Annotated in this window: 15 protein-coding genes; 7 read left to right on the forward strand and 8 right to left on the reverse strand. The window is 45.3% G+C overall.

What is annotated here, in order from left to right:
• Positions 1-15: 15 nt before the first annotated feature.
• Positions 16-717 carry a RadC family protein gene (gene radC / locus ACP7AK_RS13360; protein ID WP_253114075.1) on the reverse strand — a complete coding sequence of 234 codons (702 nt, stop codon included), beginning with the start codon at positions 715-717 and terminating at the stop codon, positions 16-18.
• A gap of 113 nt (positions 718-830) precedes the next feature.
• Here radC and coaBC point away from each other — a divergent pair, with 113 nt between their 5' ends.
• Positions 831-2105, forward strand: a complete 1275-nt coding sequence (coaBC, locus tag ACP7AK_RS13365; RefSeq protein WP_425880099.1) for a bifunctional phosphopantothenoylcysteine decarboxylase/phosphopantothenate--cysteine ligase CoaBC — start codon at positions 831-833, stop codon at positions 2103-2105.
• Positions 2106-2335: 230 nt separating this feature from the next.
• On the forward strand, positions 2336-2848 hold the full coding sequence (locus ACP7AK_RS13370; protein ID WP_004281611.1) for a hypothetical protein: 513 nt from the start codon (positions 2336-2338) through the stop codon (positions 2846-2848).
• A 50-nt stretch (positions 2849-2898) separates the two neighbouring features.
• On the opposite strand, the gene dusA is transcribed toward ACP7AK_RS13370, so the two are convergent.
• Positions 2899-3924, reverse strand: a complete 1026-nt coding sequence (dusA, locus tag ACP7AK_RS13375; protein WP_425880100.1) for a tRNA dihydrouridine(20/20a) synthase DusA — start codon at positions 3922-3924, stop codon at positions 2899-2901.
• Between the two features lie 274 nt (positions 3925-4198).
• On the opposite strand from dusA, the gene ACP7AK_RS13380 reads away from it, so the two are divergent.
• Positions 4199-4843, forward strand: a complete 645-nt coding sequence (locus tag ACP7AK_RS13380) for a hypothetical protein (RefSeq protein WP_425880101.1) — start codon at positions 4199-4201, stop codon at positions 4841-4843.
• Positions 4844-4858: 15 nt separating this feature from the next.
• Here ACP7AK_RS13380 and ACP7AK_RS13385 read toward each other — a convergent pair whose 3' ends face one another.
• Positions 4859-6046: an MFS transporter gene (locus ACP7AK_RS13385; protein ID WP_425880102.1), complete on the reverse strand. Its 1188-nt coding sequence runs from the start codon at positions 6044-6046 to the stop codon at positions 4859-4861.
• Positions 6047-7029: 983 nt separating this feature from the next.
• Between ACP7AK_RS13385 and ACP7AK_RS13390 the strand changes: the two genes are divergently transcribed.
• Genes ACP7AK_RS13390 through ACP7AK_RS13400 form a run of 3 tightly spaced genes read left to right on the forward strand, consistent with a single transcriptional unit; the run spans position 7030 to position 9941 of the window.
• Positions 7030-8157: a Re/Si-specific NAD(P)(+) transhydrogenase subunit alpha gene (locus ACP7AK_RS13390; RefSeq protein ID WP_004645141.1), complete on the forward strand. Its 1128-nt coding sequence runs from the start codon at positions 7030-7032 to the stop codon at positions 8155-8157.
• 11 nt (positions 8158-8168) lie between these two features.
• Positions 8169-8492, forward strand: coding sequence for a proton-translocating transhydrogenase family protein (locus ACP7AK_RS13395; protein WP_004281642.1), 324 nt, complete (start codon positions 8169-8171; stop codon positions 8490-8492).
• Between the two features lie 3 nt (positions 8493-8495).
• On the forward strand, positions 8496-9941 hold the full coding sequence (locus ACP7AK_RS13400) for an NAD(P)(+) transhydrogenase (Re/Si-specific) subunit beta (RefSeq protein ID WP_005248072.1): 1446 nt from the start codon (positions 8496-8498) through the stop codon (positions 9939-9941).
• 267 nt (positions 9942-10208) lie between these two features.
• On the opposite strand, the gene rsfS is transcribed toward ACP7AK_RS13400, so the two are convergent.
• From rsfS to ACP7AK_RS13425, 5 genes are all read right to left on the reverse strand, one after another.
• Positions 10209-10616, reverse strand: coding sequence for a ribosome silencing factor (rsfS, locus tag ACP7AK_RS13405; RefSeq protein ID WP_425880103.1), 408 nt, complete (start codon positions 10614-10616; stop codon positions 10209-10211).
• Between the two features lie 81 nt (positions 10617-10697).
• The gene (locus ACP7AK_RS13410; protein ID WP_425880104.1) at positions 10698-11486 is read right to left on the reverse strand and encodes a hydroxypyruvate isomerase family protein; all 789 of its coding nucleotides are present in this window, start codon (positions 11484-11486) and stop codon (positions 10698-10700) included.
• Between the two features lie 39 nt (positions 11487-11525).
• Complete coding sequence (locus ACP7AK_RS13415) at positions 11526-12395, reverse strand: NAD(P)-dependent oxidoreductase (RefSeq protein WP_425880105.1); 870 nt, start codon at positions 12393-12395, stop codon at positions 11526-11528.
• Positions 12396-12431: 36 nt separating this feature from the next.
• Positions 12432-13220 (reverse strand): crotonase/enoyl-CoA hydratase family protein, encoded by a 789-nt coding sequence (locus tag ACP7AK_RS13420; protein ID WP_005106080.1) that lies wholly within the window; start codon positions 13218-13220, stop codon positions 12432-12434.
• 107 nt (positions 13221-13327) lie between these two features.
• Positions 13328-16135, reverse strand: a complete 2808-nt coding sequence (locus tag ACP7AK_RS13425; RefSeq protein ID WP_425880106.1) for a GacS-like sensor histidine kinase — start codon at positions 16133-16135, stop codon at positions 13328-13330.
• A 362-nt stretch (positions 16136-16497) separates the two neighbouring features.
• Between ACP7AK_RS13425 and cysM the strand changes: the two genes are divergently transcribed.
• A complete protein-coding gene (gene cysM, locus ACP7AK_RS13430; RefSeq protein ID WP_004281649.1) occupies positions 16498-17427 on the forward strand; it encodes a cysteine synthase CysM in 930 nt (309 codons plus the stop codon).
• The last annotated feature ends 14 nt before the right edge of the window (positions 17428-17441 follow it).

A 17441-nucleotide genomic window follows, 5' to 3' on the forward strand; every position in this document is an offset into this window, starting at 1 on the left:
TTTGTCAAGTGCTATTCAATACTGCATTTCTGGTTTGATGAGTTGCTGCTCAGCAAAGGAAAAACTGCCCTCCAAAGCGATAATACAATGGTCAATCAGATGAATATCTACCAGCTGGCAGGCTTGTTGAATCTGACGGGTCAATGCCAGGTCAGCCTTGGATGGAGAGGGCCGGCCCAGTGGATGATTATGTGCAATCACAATGGAAGTAGCCTGTTGGCTAATGGCATAACGCAACAATTGATTAATGGAAATATCACATGCATTGATGGAGCCATAAAACAGTTTTTTAAAGGCAATTTTTCTTAGACTGGCATCCAGACACAGCACGGCAAACACTTCTTGAGTTTCACCGAGCAGTTCAAAACGTAAGTAATCTCTCAGCCGTTTGGAATTGGTGAGTTCCAGTGCATCCTGTTTCAGGTGCTCGGCAATGTAACGCCGTCCGAGTTCCTTGACGGCCATCAGTTGGGTATATTTACTGATGCCCATGCCATGAAACTGGCTGATTTCCTGTAAAGGCGCATCCAGTAGTGCAGTCAAATGACCAAAATGTTGAATCAGCAACCGCGCCAGATCAACTGCCGAATGCTGCTGTGAACCGGAGCGTAGAAAAATGGCCAGTAGCTCGGCATCGGATAAACTTTCTGCGCCATATTGAATCAGGCGTTCTCGCGGCCGTTCTTGTTCCGGCCAGTTTTTAATAGAAAATTGCATAGTTATTAGACTTATTTATTATGAATTATCAGTTTTCCCGCAAGCCGATCTCTTGGGAATGCGATTATTTAATGCTATTGTGAGCCCCACTGCAACAGCGAGGTAATCTGTTCGTGAGCTTTGATCTAAGTGTAATTCCTCATAAAAATATCATTTTGGCCGTCACTGGCGGTATTGCTGCCTATAAAAGTGCAATTCTGGTCCGCCGTTTGAAAGATGCCGGATTTAATGTGCGGGTCGTCATGACTCACGGTGCACAGGCTTTTATTACACCTTTAACCTTTCAAGCCTTATCGGGCAATCCCGTACATACCGAATTACTGGATACTGAAGCAGAAGCCGGTATGGGCCATATCGAGCTAGCACGTTGGGCAGATCTGTTGCTAGTAGCACCGGCCAGCTGTGATACCTTGGCAAAATTCGCAGCAGGTCTGGCTGATGATCTCTTAAGTACTTTATATCTGGCAACAAAAGCACCCGTCTGGGTAGCACCTGCCATGAACCAGCAAATGTGGGCAGCCAAAGCAACGCAGCGTAATCTTGCGACACTGATCGAAGATGGTGTGCATGTGATCATGCCGGACGCGGGTTCACAGGCTTGTGGGGATGTAGGTTTGGGCCGGATGCCTGAGCCGGAAGATTTAGCCCGACAGGTGACTGAATATTTTCATAAAGCTCAACGTGCGATTGCGGAAAAATTTGGCCTGCTTGCGGGTAAACAAGTCACGATTACCGCAGGCCCGACTCGCGAAGCGATTGATCCGGTGCGTTATATTTCCAATCACAGTACCGGGAAAATGGGCTTTGCACTGGCTGCAGCCTGTTATGCAGCCGGAGCAAATGTCACCCTGATCGCAGGTCCGGTCAGTCTGGATACCCCGAATGGCGTAAAACGTAAGAATGTTTCTTCTGCCGTACAAATGCTGAATGAAAGCATGCAAATGCTGGAAAATGGTTGCGATATCTTTATTGCGACAGCTGCAGTAGCCGATTATCGTGTGGCAGAAGTAGCCGAGCATAAAATCAAGAAAGCCGGTGATGAACTGAATGTCGCCTTGGTGAAAAATCCGGATATTGTCGCCACCATTGCCCAGCAGGAAAAACGTCCATTTATGGTCGGCTTTGCTGCAGAAACCCGCAATATTGAAGAATATGCTGCCGGAAAGCTGGTCGCGAAAAAGCTGGATATGATTGCCTGCAATGACGTTTCACGTACGGATATCGGTTTTGCTTCGGATGAAAATGCCATGATAGTATTCTTTGCCGAGCATTATCAGCTGGATAAACGCGATCTGGAAAAAGCCTCCAAGCAGGAAATTGCCCAGCAGTTGATCGAAGCTATTCATGATGCCCTGCATCGTGATCCATCCAGTGATGATGATTTTTAAAACGATCTGTATCGAAAAAACCCTGAATCCATCAGGGTTTTTTTATGGCTGATTTTTTATCATTAATTCAAAAAAACCATAGAAACCATAAATATTTAGTCTTAATCGAAGCGCTGTTTGTTTATTGTTTTTGCAAAAAAGCATAAAATGGGTCACAGAATAAGCAAAGATAAAAATACTGCGTATATCAGCTATAAGCAGGAAGTGGAAAGAAAAAAAGAGGGGGCGCTATGAAAAAAATCATGATGTTATGGATGGTCGCCTGTCTGGCTGGATGCAGTTATTTTGTCTCGATGGATGAACTGGCCAGAAATATTCAAACGCAGATGCAACGTGAATTTAATTCCAATCGAGATTATCAACACTATCGTTTTACCGTGAAAAAGGTCAAAATTGTCCAGCGTCAGGGGAATGAGTTTCAGGCCATTTCTCATCTGAATTATCAGGGTGAAGAATATCCCATTCATGTAAAAGTCTTTAAGGTGGATGGGGGATATAGTTGGTCGATTGAAGATGATGCCTTTGCTTTTATTGATGAAATTGAAATTGAAAAATATCGTCAGCAACTGGATCGAGAATTACAGCAACTGGCCTCAGCCTTGGATGATCTAGAACCTGTAGATGAACCGAACCAGAATGTCTCCGGCTCTCTGATTACACCAGTGGCTGAACCCGCATTACAAGATGTTTCTTATCAGGAAGAGCCAATTCCGGTCGGCAATATCACGGCGTATACGCAATAACTCATGCGCAATCGCTATAAAAAAGCACCGATCATTGGTGCTTTTTGTGTTTAGGACTCAACTTGTTGATGTTCACGTACATAATCTTCGGTACGCTGCATCGCTTCCTGAATATTAAAAAGTGCAGTCTCTACATCTTTCAAGGTTTTGGCATTACCACCGCTTAAAGCCTGACGCCATTTACGTGCACCCGGCAAATTCTGGAACAGTCCTAAAATATGACGGGTAATAATGGATAAAGGTGCACCTTCGGCCATGCGCTGGGCAATATAAGGCAGCATCTGTTGCATAATGTCAAAACGGTCTGGTGCATCCAGATTCCATAACTGGCCCAGTTCAGCCAGTAAGTAAGGATTATGATAGGCTTCGCGGCCAATCATCACGCCATCCACATGTTTGAGATGTTCCAGCGTTTCGGCATAGGTTTTAATTCCGCCGTTGATCTCGATGAGCAGATCAGGACGATCCTGTTTTAAACGGTAGACATCTTCATAACGTAGGGGTGGCACGTCGCGGTTTTCTTTAGGTGATAGACCTTTTAATAAGGCAATCCGCGCATGCACGATAAAATTATTGCAGCCGGTTTTGGCCACGGTATCGACAAAATGCAGCATCTCTTCATAAGATTGCATATCATCAATTCCGATCCGGTGTTTTACGGTCACTGGAATATCCACCGCATGACGCATTTCAGCAATACATTCTGCGACTAGATCAGGCTCCGCCATCAGACAGGCACCAATTTTATTATTTTGTACCCGGTCACTTGGGCAACCTACATTTAAATTGACTTCGTTATAGCCCCAGTCCTGCGCCATCTTGGTACAGATTGCCAGATCTTTTGGATTCGAGCCGCCGAGTTGCAAAACGATTGGCTGCTCTTCCGTATTAAAGTCCAAATGACGTTTGGCATCGCCATAAATGATCGCACCCGTGGTGACCATTTCGGTGTACATAATCACATTCGGGTTAAACAGACGGGCAAAGAAACGATAGTCTTTGGTAGTCCAATCCATCATCGGCGCAACACTGATTCGTGGTTGAAGTTTATTTTCAATGGTGGTCAGATCAGTCATTCAAAATCACGCCTTAACGAAATGGAAGAAAGAAGAAGCAATTCATGCGATCACTCAGTTATTGGTTTTTGGCTTAAACCGGATCTGCTGACGTCGCAAAAAGAGGGCGTAATACTAGCATAAAATCAGAAAAATCACCCGGCGAACTTGAGCTAGCCCGGTAAATCCAGGGAATGAAACAAGAAATAAAATTGGAATTCCCAGTCAGGTTGGAATGGTATATTTTGATAGGAGAAAGATGAATATAAAAACGCTAGAAATAAGGAGAATAATCATGTTGTTATTGGAGGAGATTTATAAAAGCCATAAAGCACAAAATTCGGCACATTTTAATCTAAGAATTCATCGGGGCTTAGGCTGGTTTAAAAAATCGCTAGACCTGGATCAGGATCTGGATTTTAAGTTTATCAGCCTGTGGATCAGCTTTCAGGCGATTTATGCAGATGAGTGTGATCTGGTTCAAGATCAGAAAAAGCTGCATCAGTTTATGGAAACACTCTGCCAAAAGGATCTGGATCAGAAAATTAATCATATTCTCTGGGGAAAATACAGCCAGCCGATCTGCTCACTCTTGGCCAATCCCTATGTGGAACAAAGCTTTTGGGATTATCGTCATCAGAAAATTAGTCTGGAAAGCTGTCAAGCTGATCTGGAAACACAGAAACAGAATATAGAGAAGGCTTTAAAAGAACGAAATTCTGTTGAAATTTTAGCTGGAATATTTCAACGTTTATCTACCTTGCACCATCAGATAATGCAGGGTGGCGCCACGTATCACAGCTCGTTGAATTATAAATCATTAGAGGAAAGCTGCCGGATTCTGGCAGCCTTATTGCCGGTTTTTATCTGTATTTTATTAGAAAATTCACAAACTCTTGATCTGAATAAGCCTTATTATCCGGCGGCGCAAGTCAGCTAAATAGAGGTAAAATACTTATGCAGTTGTTCTGGCCTGATACCATTGATCCAGCAGGGCGAATAGGGTGGCACACAGAGCTAGCCCGAGTCCTGCCAGACAGGTCATGCTCCATCCACCATGATGCCAGGCATATACGCCTAAGGCTGAACCACAGGCACCGCCAATAAAATACAAGGTCATATAGAGTGAATTGACTCGTGATTTGGCATCCGGGCGCAGGCGAAAAATCACGTTCTGGTTACAACTATGGGTAATCGCGAGCCCAAGATTTATCAGTCCATAACCCAGAATATAACTGAGCAAAGATACTGCACCAAAGTATAAAAATAACCAGCTTCCCATCAGAATAGAACAGCCGATCCAGCTCAGTGTTCTGATATGGCCACGATCGGCCCATTTGCCAATGAACTGCGTGGAAAGTGCGCCAAATACACCCACCAGCGTGACCAGCCCAACCATGACATCAGAAAGCTGAAAAGGTTCCTGCGTTAGCAGCAGAGCAATGGTGGAGAACAACATACTCATAGCAGCAAAAGCACATGCGCCTGTAAGTGAACGAAAAACCAGTCGTGGTTCCTGCTTGAGTAATATTCCCATAGATTTAAAAATTGCTGTATAGCTAATTCTCAGACGTGGCAGGCTCGGTAGTTTTCCTTTCAAATAAAAACTTAAAGCCAGCATGCTTATGCCACTGACGATATAAATCATTTTCCAGTGAAACAGGTCGGAAAATAATCCGGCAATACTGGTCGAGAGTAGAATGCCAACCAGCAAGCCACTCATCAGGAAGCCCACCACTTCTCCGGTTTTTTCCGGTTTGACCGCCATGGTGGCCAAGGGAATCAGAATCTGTGCAGCCACGGAAAACAGTCCGGCAATGATAGTGCCGACCCAGAGCATTGGCAGATTCACAGCACTAGCACAAATAAATAAACCTGCTGCGGCACCCAGCATGAGGAAAGGGATCAGTTTAGTCTTATTTAGCATGTCACCTAAAGGCACAATAAACAGCAGGCCCAGGGCATAAGAGATTTGAGCAAAAGTGACAGTAAGTGCCACTTGTGATTCAGGTACCTGATAATACTGCTGAATCGATGAAATCAACGGCTGGCAATAATAGTTCGCGCCGGCACATAAACCGCATGCAATCGCCATCAGCCATAATAAGGGCTTATTTTGACTAATATCGAGAGGCGTGTGCATAGGGCTAACCTTGTATTCAGACCGGAAGAATTGAAATGAGGAATGAGAATAATGTTCAAATTGAGGGCACTATAGGCCAGAAGTTCTTGCTTTAAAAGTAGAGAAATATTGCCAGCATTGAAAATTGTTAGAACTCAGGCAGCTTAATGAAAGAAGTGCAATTTCAAATAGAAAGTATGAGTGAATATTTACAGAATTTTTTATCTTTTAATGATGGGGTTGCTTCATTAAAGCGCAGCTTAAAGTAAAAACAATAAAAAAGAGCACTGAGGTCAAAAAAGTGGAATATTTACTCTATTTTATTGCGCAAATTTGGTGCGAAAATGAGATTTTCCATTTTGAATCAAGTTCAGTACATTAATATAATAAATAGTCATCCAGCTTTTTTTCTACCCTTTATCTGACTGTTTGAGACCTGAGTCTTATAAAATTTTGGCGATTACTTTTTGTCAGATCTATTAATTGTGTCTGATGAAGATCTGCTCAAATCAAATTCTATCATTTCATAAAATACGATTTTAACGTCTAAAAACAGTGCTCTTGCTTGAGTGCTAAATCTGTCAAAAAAGTCAAAACTAAAAAAACGGCGCAGCTAAAGTGCCGCTATCTATAGGGACTAGAGAAATTGAAAGTCTGCTTCTAAATCAGGAAATACAGCAATCATTGTCAGAATCATCAATGTAACAAAATAAATCAGAAATCTGCGCTTATTTACACCAGTAAAATCTGGATATTTCATTCAGCGGAATGAATATCGTTTATAAAAGCATCGAATATGAATAGCCGTTGAATTAAATAAATGTGCTATTGCAGCATCATTTTTATGAATCATCAGTTCAAAATATAGGTATTTATTAAATAAATAGTAGGTGGTAATTTCAAACAGTTTGATTAGAATCCAAAAATTCAACAAGAACACATCCTGAGGGGAAGCATCGTTTTACACGATGTTTACTTAAGAAAAATTAGCTTGAGGAACGCTCATGCAGATCGGAATTCCAGCCGAAACTGTTGTCGGTGAAAATCGCGTCGCTGCGACGCCAGAGACAGTAAAGAAATTGATCAGCGCAGGACATAGCGTGATTATCGAACGTGGTGCAGGGGTTAAAGCTGCCTATATCGATAGTGCCTATGAACAAGTTGGTGCCAAAATTACGGATGATGCCTACACCGGCAGTCAGTTGATTTTAAAAGTTCGTGCACCGAAAGGTGAGGAAATTCAAAAACTCAACCCGAATACCACTATCGTGGCAATGTTTGATCCTTACCGTAATACTGAGCTTGACCAATTCGCGGCACAAAACGTGTCTGCATTTGCATTGGAACTTTTGCCACGAACCTTATCTCGTGCGCAGAACATGGATGTCTTGTCTTCTCAAGCCAACCTTGCAGGTTACAAGTCGGTGCTTTTGGCTGCGGCTGAATACCAGCGCATGTTCCCGATGCTGATGACTGCTGCGGGTACGGTTAAACCGGCTCGTGTGGTGATTATGGGTGTCGGCGTAGCGGGTCTGCAAGCGATTGCCACTGCAAAACGTTTAGGTGCCATCGTTGAAGCCACGGACTTGCGTCCAACTGCCAAAGATCAGGTTGAATCTCTGGGCGGTAAATGGCTAGACGTGCCGATGTCTGCTGAAGAGCAGCAAAAAGCTGCAGATGCTGCCAAAAATGGTTATGGCTGGATGCCGGGTGAAGAATACATCCGCGATCAGGCTGCAATTGTTGATAAAGCGGTATCAAATGCTGACATCGTGATTACCACAGCGCTTTTACCGGGCCGTGATGCACCGCGTTTAATCCGTGCTGAAACAGTTGCGAAAATGAAACCGGGTTCAGTGATTCTGGACATGGCAGTAGAATCTGGCGGCAACGTCGAAGGTTCAAAATGTGGCGAAACCGTGCATACCGACAACGGCGTCAAAATTCTCGGCATTCCAAATATTCCATCGACGGTATCGACTGAAGCCTCTGCTTTATACGCTCGTAACGTATTTAACTTCGTGGAAACATTATTTGATGCAGATAAGAATTTTGTCCTGAATCAAGAAGAAGAAATTCAAAAAGCCCTACTTGTCACTCATGGCGGCCAAGTGCTGCTGAAACGTGGTTAAGGAGAAGACTCATGGTTGAAACAATTACGATTTTTGTCCTTGCCATTTTCGTAGGTTACTACGTGGTGTGGGGTGTAACACCAGCATTGCATACGCCGTTGATGGCGGTCACCAATGCCTTGTCATCGATCATTATTGTCGGTGCAATGATTCAGACTGTTGGTCTGCCGGTGATCGGCGTTGAAGGTAGCGTAGATTTCCAGACCATTAATGTGGTGAGCGTGCTTGGTGCAATTGCGGTGTTCCTGGCCAGTATCAATATTTTCGGTGGCTTTGCAGTGACTGCACGTATGCTGGAAATGTTTAAACCTAAGCAAAAGAAAAAAGAGGGTTAATCCATGGAAATGATTCGAGAATATGCGGATTGGTTCTACCTGATTGGTGCCGTTCTTTTTATCCTGACGCTACGTGGTTTATCAGGTCCTAAAACTGCGATTGCCGGTAACCGTTACGGAATGATCGCGATGGCCATTGCGGTCATGACCACCTTCTTTGTGGCTGAGAATCCGGTTGTCTGGATGATTATTGGTGCAATGGTGCTGGGTGCAATTGTGGGTATCGCCCGTGCACGTACAGTTCCAATGACGCAGATGCCTGAAACTGTGGCGCTAATGCACTCATTAGTGGGTCTGGCTGCGGTCCTGATTGCTGTCGCTGCCATTATTCACAACAACAAATTGATTGAACTAGGTCCAGACCTGTTGGCTGCCAATGGTGTCAATTTCCATGAAATGAGCCGTGTTCATTTATTTGAACTGTTTGTGGGCTGTTTCGTGGGTGCGATTACCTTTACAGCATCAGTCTTTGCTTACGGTAAACTGGCTGCAAAGAAATGGGCAAAAACCATTTCAGGTGCATGGGTGAAACCGGTTCAGGCGATCATCTTTATTGCTATGTTAGGTTTTGGTGTTCACTTCTTCCTGACGGGTAATATGACCTCGTTCTGGGCGATGACAGGCCTTGCGCTGGCATTCGGCTGGGTATGGATTGCACCAGTCGGTGGTGGTGATATGCCAGTGGTGGTATCGCTACTCAACTCATTCTCAGGTTGGGCAGCAGCTGGTATTGGTTTTACCTTAGAAAACAACATGTTGATCGTTGCAGGCTCACTGGTGGGTTCTTCAGGTGCGATTCTGTCTTACATCATGTGTAAAGCGATGAACCGCTCAATCATCAACGTTTTGTTTGGCGGTGCGATGGGCGGTGCAGCTGCGCCGACAGCAGGAGCAGGTGAACAGGTCCAACGTAATCACCGTTCTGGCTCGGCAGATGATGCAGGCTTCCTGATGTCAAATGCAGACAGCGTGGTGATTGTACCGGGTTATGGTATGGCGCAAGGCCGTGCACAAAATGCGGTAAAAGAATTGGCTAACTTGCTAAAAGAGCAGGGCGTAACGGTTCGTTTTGCGATTCATCCTGTAGCAGGTCGTATGCCAGGTCATATGAACGTACTACTTGCTGAAGCGGACGTACCGTATGAAGACATCCTGGAAATGGATGAGATCAACTCGGACTTCCCGGCAACAGATGTGGTGCTAGTGATTGGTGCGAACGACGTTGTGAACCCTGCGGCGAAAGATGATCCAACATCGCCAATTTATGGTATGCCAATTCTGGAAGCCCATAAGGCACGTACGATTATGGTGATCAAGCGTTCTATGGCAACCGGTTATGCGGGTCTCGACAATGACTTGTTCTATAATGACAAGACCATGATGATCTTTGGTGATGCCAAGAAAGTGGTGGAAGATATGACTAAAGCCATTAATGGTACGGGTCACTAATCATCTAAATCATTAGAATCCTCCTAAGTCCCCCTTTTAATAAAGGGGGATTTTTTATTTTATATCTTGGGAAAAGGATGATTGAGTGATCATCGAACGTCTATGTTGATGATGAATTGATCCTAAAATACCAATCAAATCGGTGCATAAGACAAGATGGAAATTAAAAAATAGCGAACAGATTGAGTTGTATTAATGCTTATAAAGTTAGATGAACAGGCAATAAAAAAGCGACCTACACAGGTCGCTTTTTTGAATATTCGGTTTTTACGCTACAGATTCAGTATCTGTAGGATTGCGCCATAAGCTTTCTAGGTCATAGAATTTACGCGCTGTTGGAAGCATACAATGAACCACCACATAACCAAGGTCGATGAGGATCCATTCAGCATCACGTTCGCCTTCAATACCAAGAGGGCGGAAGCCAGCTTTACGTGCTTCTTCAGCAACGTTATTGGCCAATGATTTGATATGACGTGTCGATGTACCGCTTGCAATGACCATAGCATCAGCCACATTACTGATACCGCTGACATCAAGCTCAACAATTTCTTTTGCTTTTACATCTTCAAGTGCAGCATGTACGACTTTTAAGCAGTCCTGTACAGCTTGAGAATTTGAATTCATAGTAAGATCGTGAGAATTAGAAGCGCTGGGCGATGGTTCTAAATTCATGGGGAGTGTAATTTCCTAACAATTATGCATGGTCTAATATAGCGGTTTTAGTCCTGAATTTCAAATGAAGCCGCAGTCCACTCAGTCATGCTCCGGAAAGAACTCAGCTTTCCAGTCAAAGGAATCGTTGGAATGTCCGCTAGGTTTATACTCGGCAGCGACATAACCTTGATATTGACTATGTTTTAACCACTGAAATATATCATGATATTGAATTGAACCCGTATTGGGTTGATGCCGTGCCGGACAATCCGCAAATTGGATATGACCAATCGAGGCAATATTTTCTTGCAAAGTTTCCAGTACATCTTCGCCCATCATTGCCATGTGGTAACAGTCATACTGCATTTTTAAGCCCGGATGATGTACCGCTTCCAGCATTTCCTGTGCTTGAGCAACATTTTGAATCAAAAAACGTGGCATATCGATGCCATTGATCATTTCAAAGACCGGTTCAATTTGATGCTCAAGCAGCATTGAACAGGCCATTTTCAGGTTACTCGCCAGCGTATTCAGGCAGGGCAACAGATCACAGTCCAAGGGCTGTTTTCCTGCCAGAATATTGACCCGGGGTACATTCAACGTCGTGGCATACTGGATGGCCTGCTCAACCGCATGACGAAACTCGATTTCCTGTCCTGGAATGCCAGCCAGACCATGACCGCCCTGCATTAAATCACCTGCCGGTACATTAATCAGGCACAAGTTTAGCTGATGGGTGCTGAGCTGGTTTTGAATCTGGCCAATCGTAAGTTCATAAGGAAACTGGATTTCCACATGATTAAAGCCTTGTGCACGAGCCAGCGCGAAACGTTCGATCAGCGGCACTTCGGTAAAAATCATCGACAGGTTGACGGCAAGTTTAATCATGTCTTTCTCTTCAATATTCAAGGCCGCATCAATCAAGCGTTATGAATGTTTTAGTTGCTGGATTACAGTAGCCAGATCTGCTTCGGCAAAGCCTTGGGCTTGATGAGCATGTAACTGCGTTAAAGCTTGAGTCGCCACCGGAACATCCAGGTCAAAGCTTTGTGCCAGTTGCACGGCATTATTCAGATCCTTGGATAAAGTCTGCACTTTCCATTGCACCGGTTCAAAAGTTTGCGTGGCCATACGGGGGGCCAGAATCTGAAAAGGCTTGGAGTCAGCAAAACCACCCGCCAGCGCAGGCGCCAGTAAACGTGTATCCACCCCGGCAAGTCCAGCAAGGGCGACCGCTTCTGCGATCAAGGTGCTATTGGCAGCCACAATCAGCTGATTACAGATTTTAGTCGCCTGACCGGTACCCGTATCACCCATGCGGGTCACGCGTTGTGAAAGTACTGCATAGATCGGATTAAGATTTTCAATCGTCGTGGCATCACCACCAGCAAAAATCACCAGACTGCCTTGTTCAGCCCCGGCGGTACCGCCTGAAACCGGAGAGTCAATCCAGGTTACTTTCTTGGCCTGTGCTTGTGCTGCAAGTGTTTGGGTTTGCTGTACTGAAAGGCTGGAGAAATCTACAATCACTTGCTCCGTAAGCAAATACGGTTCGATCTGAGCAAAAACAGATTGCACTGCCTGATCATCTGCCAGGCAGGTCAGAATCACCGGGTAATCTGTAATCTTATCCAAAGATAGCGTAGTTGCACCTAGATCCAGCAAGGGCTCACAGGCAGATGATGTACGGTTCCAAACCGCCACCTGAAAACCTGCCTGAAGCAGACGTGTGGCCATACGAGTGCCCATCAGCCCCATACCTAAAAAGGCAATTTTAGTATCGCGATTCAACTGCATACTTTCTCTTATTCCTTGCTTTGACTCAGACTCGACTTATTTATATTGGCGCGGTACAAACTGAACCTCTGGGTTCTTGTCTTTTTTACGGGCCAGCTGGCTATTTTTACCCAGCAGCAATTTCAATTGCCAGATTTTTTCCATACGCAGGGATTTGTTCGGACGATGCTGCATGGCATCCAGTACAAATTTAGAGGCCATCAGCGCATCTGGGGAACGTTGCAGCATTTCTTCAGCCAAGGCTTGTGCTCTTCCTAGTGGCTGTTCATCGACATGGGTGATCAGACCGATTTCTTTGGCATATTCGCCCTCAAAAATCCGGGCAGTCAAAGTCAGCTCTTTTGCCAGATCAATACCAATCAGGCCTTTCAGTGAGCGGCTGAGTCCCATGTCTGGCACCAGTCCCCAACGGGTTTCCATAATTGACATTTTGGTCTCAGGATGGGCAATGCGTATGTCTGCGGCCAGGGCAAGCTGCATCCCGGCACCAAAACAGAAGCCCTCCATCGCGGCAATCACCGGAACCGGTAATTCCTGCCAGACCAGAAATGCTTTTTGAAACAGGCTTTGACCCGGACGAATCAGCTCCCAGGCAGCATAAGCACGATTTTTAGGATTATTTAAATCGGCCAGATCAATACCGGCACTAAAGACTTGGGCTTCACCCGTTAAAATCACACAACGGATGCTTTTATCTTTTTTGATTTTCTGTGCAGTCGCTACCAGTTCGCGCAGCAGGGCAAAGCTCATGGCATTGCGTTTATCCGGACGATTCAATGTAACAGTGGCAATGCCGTTATTTTTTTCCAAGCGCACGAGTGACATGGCATTCTTCCTTATTTTTCCTGGCTTGAGCATAGCATGCAGCCTTTAGGCTTGCATGACAGCTCAGTCACACTTGAGTAAGTTAAGAACTGAGCAGCTTCAGAGGTTTAATTTAAATGTTGCTTCAAAATTTGCTGGGCAGCTTGTTCAACCTGTTCAACCACGGCTTTGAGTTCATCAAAATATTTCAGTACCTCTTGAACAAAGCTTTCATCGGCCTTACGGCGCTCTTTACGCAAGGTAGAAACGAACTGCTCAAGGCCACCGGTGACTTTTTGCAAAGTAGGAGCACCGACATAGCGGGTCGCGCCATAGAGACGATGCAACACATGTTCCAGTTGTGGGAAATCTTCCAGTTCAATCAGTTGCTGCATTTCATCGAGTTCATCTGCAAAGCTGTCTACCAGCATGCGTAACAGGTCTACCGCCAGATCCTCCTTATTGGCTGCCAGTTGCAGGCTTTGCTGCCAGTCCAGAATATTCGGATCCAGAGCATCAATCACATTGGCACGTTCCAGTACCGGAATCCGTTTAAAATGCTCGGTGGTCCAGTGCGTCAAAATTTGGATAATCTGCTCGATCTGAATCGGCTTGGTGACATAATCATCCATGCCGTTTTGCAGCAGTTTATGTTTTTCATCAGAAAGTGCATGCGCCGTCAGGGCGATAATTGGCAGGCGACTATGATTTTCAAAGGTCGATTCCAGCGAGCGAATGGCACGGGTGGTATCGATCCCCGACATCACCGGCATCTGAATGTCCATAAACACCAGATCAAACGCCGGTTGTTCCTGTTCATAACGGCGCTGAATAATATCGATCGCTTCCTGTCCGCTGAGGGCTTTGGTCGTGGTGACATTGAGTTCGCCCAGCAAGGCTTCCAGAACAATCAGGTTGGGCAAATGATCATCCACGGCCAGAATATGCAGGCCTTGACCATTGAATTCTTCATGCTGTTCCTGATCGAAGACCGGCTGATTGCCGAGTAACTGAATCAGCGCGCTGCGGCTGAGTGGCTGATGCAGGGCACGGGCACGATGGTCATTGAGCATGCCTGGATCCAGTTGCATCTGATAACCATAGACAGCCAGATGACCCTGATAACGTGAACGGATTTCGCGTAACAAGACTTCACTGTCACCACTATGATCGACGATCAGCCAGGTATTTTCGCTATTCTGTAAATGATTCAGACGGCTAAACAGATCCAGAATCGATGCACATTCAATATGTTTAACCTGATAATTTTCCAGATAATGACGCAACACATTCGCGGTTGCCGGGTGTGCAAGATAAGACACCACGGTCAATTCGCTAAAATCAGGATGCTCAATCACGGTATCTTCATCGACCAGGAACTGGGCAGTAAACCAGAAAGTCGAGCCTTTTTCGGTCGGGGCACGTTCCTGGTTGTCTTCAAAACCAATCTGGCCATGCATCAGGTTCACCAGCTGTTTGGAAATTGCCAGACCAAGACCGGTACCGCCAAACTGACGGGTCACCGAGGTATCACCCTGCGAGAAGGACTCAAACAGCTTTTTACGGTCGGTACCACTCAGGCCAATGCCGCTATCCTGTACACTAAAATGCAGCACACACTGATCCATTCCATCATGTTCCATGCGTGCCCGGACAATGATTTCTCCATCCGGAGTGAATTTGATCGCATTGGAAATCAGGTTGGTCAGAATCTGTTTAAATCGTAGCGCATCACCAATAATGTGTTTTGGCACACCATCTGCATAATAGAAGGCCATATCAATATGTTTTTGTGCTGCCAGAGGTGACAACATGTCCATCACATCAAAAATCGCTTCTTCCAGATCAAAAGGTGCCGTTTCCAGTTCCAGTTTGCCGGCATCAATTTTGGAAAAATCCAGAACATCATTGATCAGTGCCAGCAAATGCGCCGAAGACTTACGAATGGTCTGCAAATACAGGCTCTGTTCGTTGCTGAGATTGCCCTGACGTAACAACAGATGAATAAAACCATCAATACTGTTCAGCGGGGTGCGCAATTCATGGGAAATATTGGCCAGAAACACCGACTTGGCCTGGTTGGCCGAGATCGCCTGGTCGCGTGCCTGACGATAGGTAATATTCTGGACTTCTAAAGTGTCGAGGGTGCGGCGTAAATCGTCTTCGGTCTGTTCGGTATGTTCACGCAGTTCCAGAAAGCTGAAATGCAAACGTTTCACCACATTGGCGATATCACGTTGCAATAAACGCAGCTCGCCGGTGCTGTTAATCACCATATGCTGGCCGAGGGTATCGGCATTCAGGCGTTGCAATTGCATACGAATCTCATACATTGGGGCGATCCAGCGCCGTGAGTAGAAATTCAAGCAAAGTAATAACAATAATAAAGTCAGTAATCCGGTCGCAATCAGTACGATCAGTACTCGGTAACGGGCAATTGCTAGCGGCTGATTATCCAGCTCAATTGCCAGCCAGCCGGTAGAAAAAGTGTTTTCATTCACTTTAATGGCATAGATATGATTATCTTGATGCAGAATCGGGCCAACAAAATTACCGCTTTTCTCAAATTCTGGCCAAGGCGCCTGTTCCTGAAAACCGATGCCCAAACGGTTCTTGCCATTTTCGTCCAGAACCGCTGCTCGAACCAGATGCTTTTCATTCAGCATGTTCTGCATGGCGTTGTGGGCTTGGTCATATTGCCAGGGATACAGATTCAAGATATCCAATGCATATTCTGAAGTACCTTGAAAGCGGGTCAGAATCGCAATGGCCATCTGCTTCTGCTGGGCACGTGCGGCATTCGAGGTTTCAGTCAACACCAGCATGGCGCCGACACAGGCCAAAATGGTAATCGGCACAAAAATCAGCGCAATCAGCTGTCCATAGGCATGATTTAAGTGTAGGCGTTTAAACAGCTTTTTGTTGATCGTTGACATGATTTAAGCAGTATTTTCTTTATGCCTGGCATATTAGCATGCTTTAAATCGACAGTTAAAATTTAAGCATAATTTTTATAAAGCTTCGGATTAGCAGTTAAAAATACAAGAGATTTCAGTTAATTTTGCTCAGGTACAGCAAGACTAAGACGCACGAAATTTCAATCTGTAAAAGTGCCAGACTGAAATAGTATTTTCATCTTCATTAGCGAGCTGCTTCACCTGGCTAAATTATCGGGAAATGTAGTTTATGACTTGATAGTGTGTGAGTTTTAGTGAGCTTTCTGAAAAAGCCTTGCTAAATGGGTGCAGGGAAAAGCATTTTTTCATACAATAGCCGCACCTCGATATAGGTGCAAATAATGAGTAATACCATCCCTGATTTTCAAGCAGATGAATTTTTGTTAGACCATTATGTAGGCAAAACGCCGCTGGTGCGTTTACAGCGTCTGGCAAGTCACACTCAAGCTACAGTACTCGCGAAACTCGAAGGCAATAACCCGGCAGGTTCGGTCAAAGACCGTCCGGCCTATAATATGATCATGCAGGCCGAGAAGCGTGGGCAGATCAAACCGGGTGACACCCTGATTGAGGCAACGAGCGGAAATACGGGGATTGCATTGGCGATGGTCGCAGCAATGCGTGGCTATAAAATGAAGCTGATCATGCCGAACAATATGAGTCAGGAACGTAAGGACGCGATGCGTGCGTATGGTGCCGAGCTAATTGAAGTAACCAAAGAGCAGGGCATGGAAGGTGCACGTGATCTTGCTGCTCAAATGCAGAATGATGGCGTGGGGCTGGTGTTGAATCAGTTCGGAAATCCGGACAATGTCGAAGCGCATTACCTGACCACGGGTCCAGAAATCTGGCAGCAAACCGGTGGCAAAATTACCCATTTTGTCAGTTCTATGGGTACCACCGGCACCATCATGGGTGTGTCGAAATACCTGAAAGAAATGAATCCTGATATTCAGATCGTCGGTTTACAGCCATCTGATGGTTCAAGCATTGCCGGAATCCGTCGCTGGCCAGAAGAATATCTGCCAACCATTTTCGACCGTAGCCGTGTGGATCGCATTATTGATATTCCACAAATCGAAGCTGAAAAAACCATGCGCAAGCTGGCACAGAAAGAAGGCATCAGTGCCGGAACCTCTTCTGGTGGGGCAGTGTGGGCCTCGATTAAACTGGCGGAAGAACATCCGGATGCAGTGATTGTGTGTATTATCTGTGACCGTGGTGACCGTTACTTGTCTACAGGGTTATTCTCTGTACAAGATCCTGAATAATTATTTGAGCACTG

Source organism: Acinetobacter sp. TWP2-2-3 (assembly GCF_049896445.1).
Lineage (GTDB): Bacteria > Pseudomonadota > Gammaproteobacteria > Pseudomonadales > Moraxellaceae > Acinetobacter.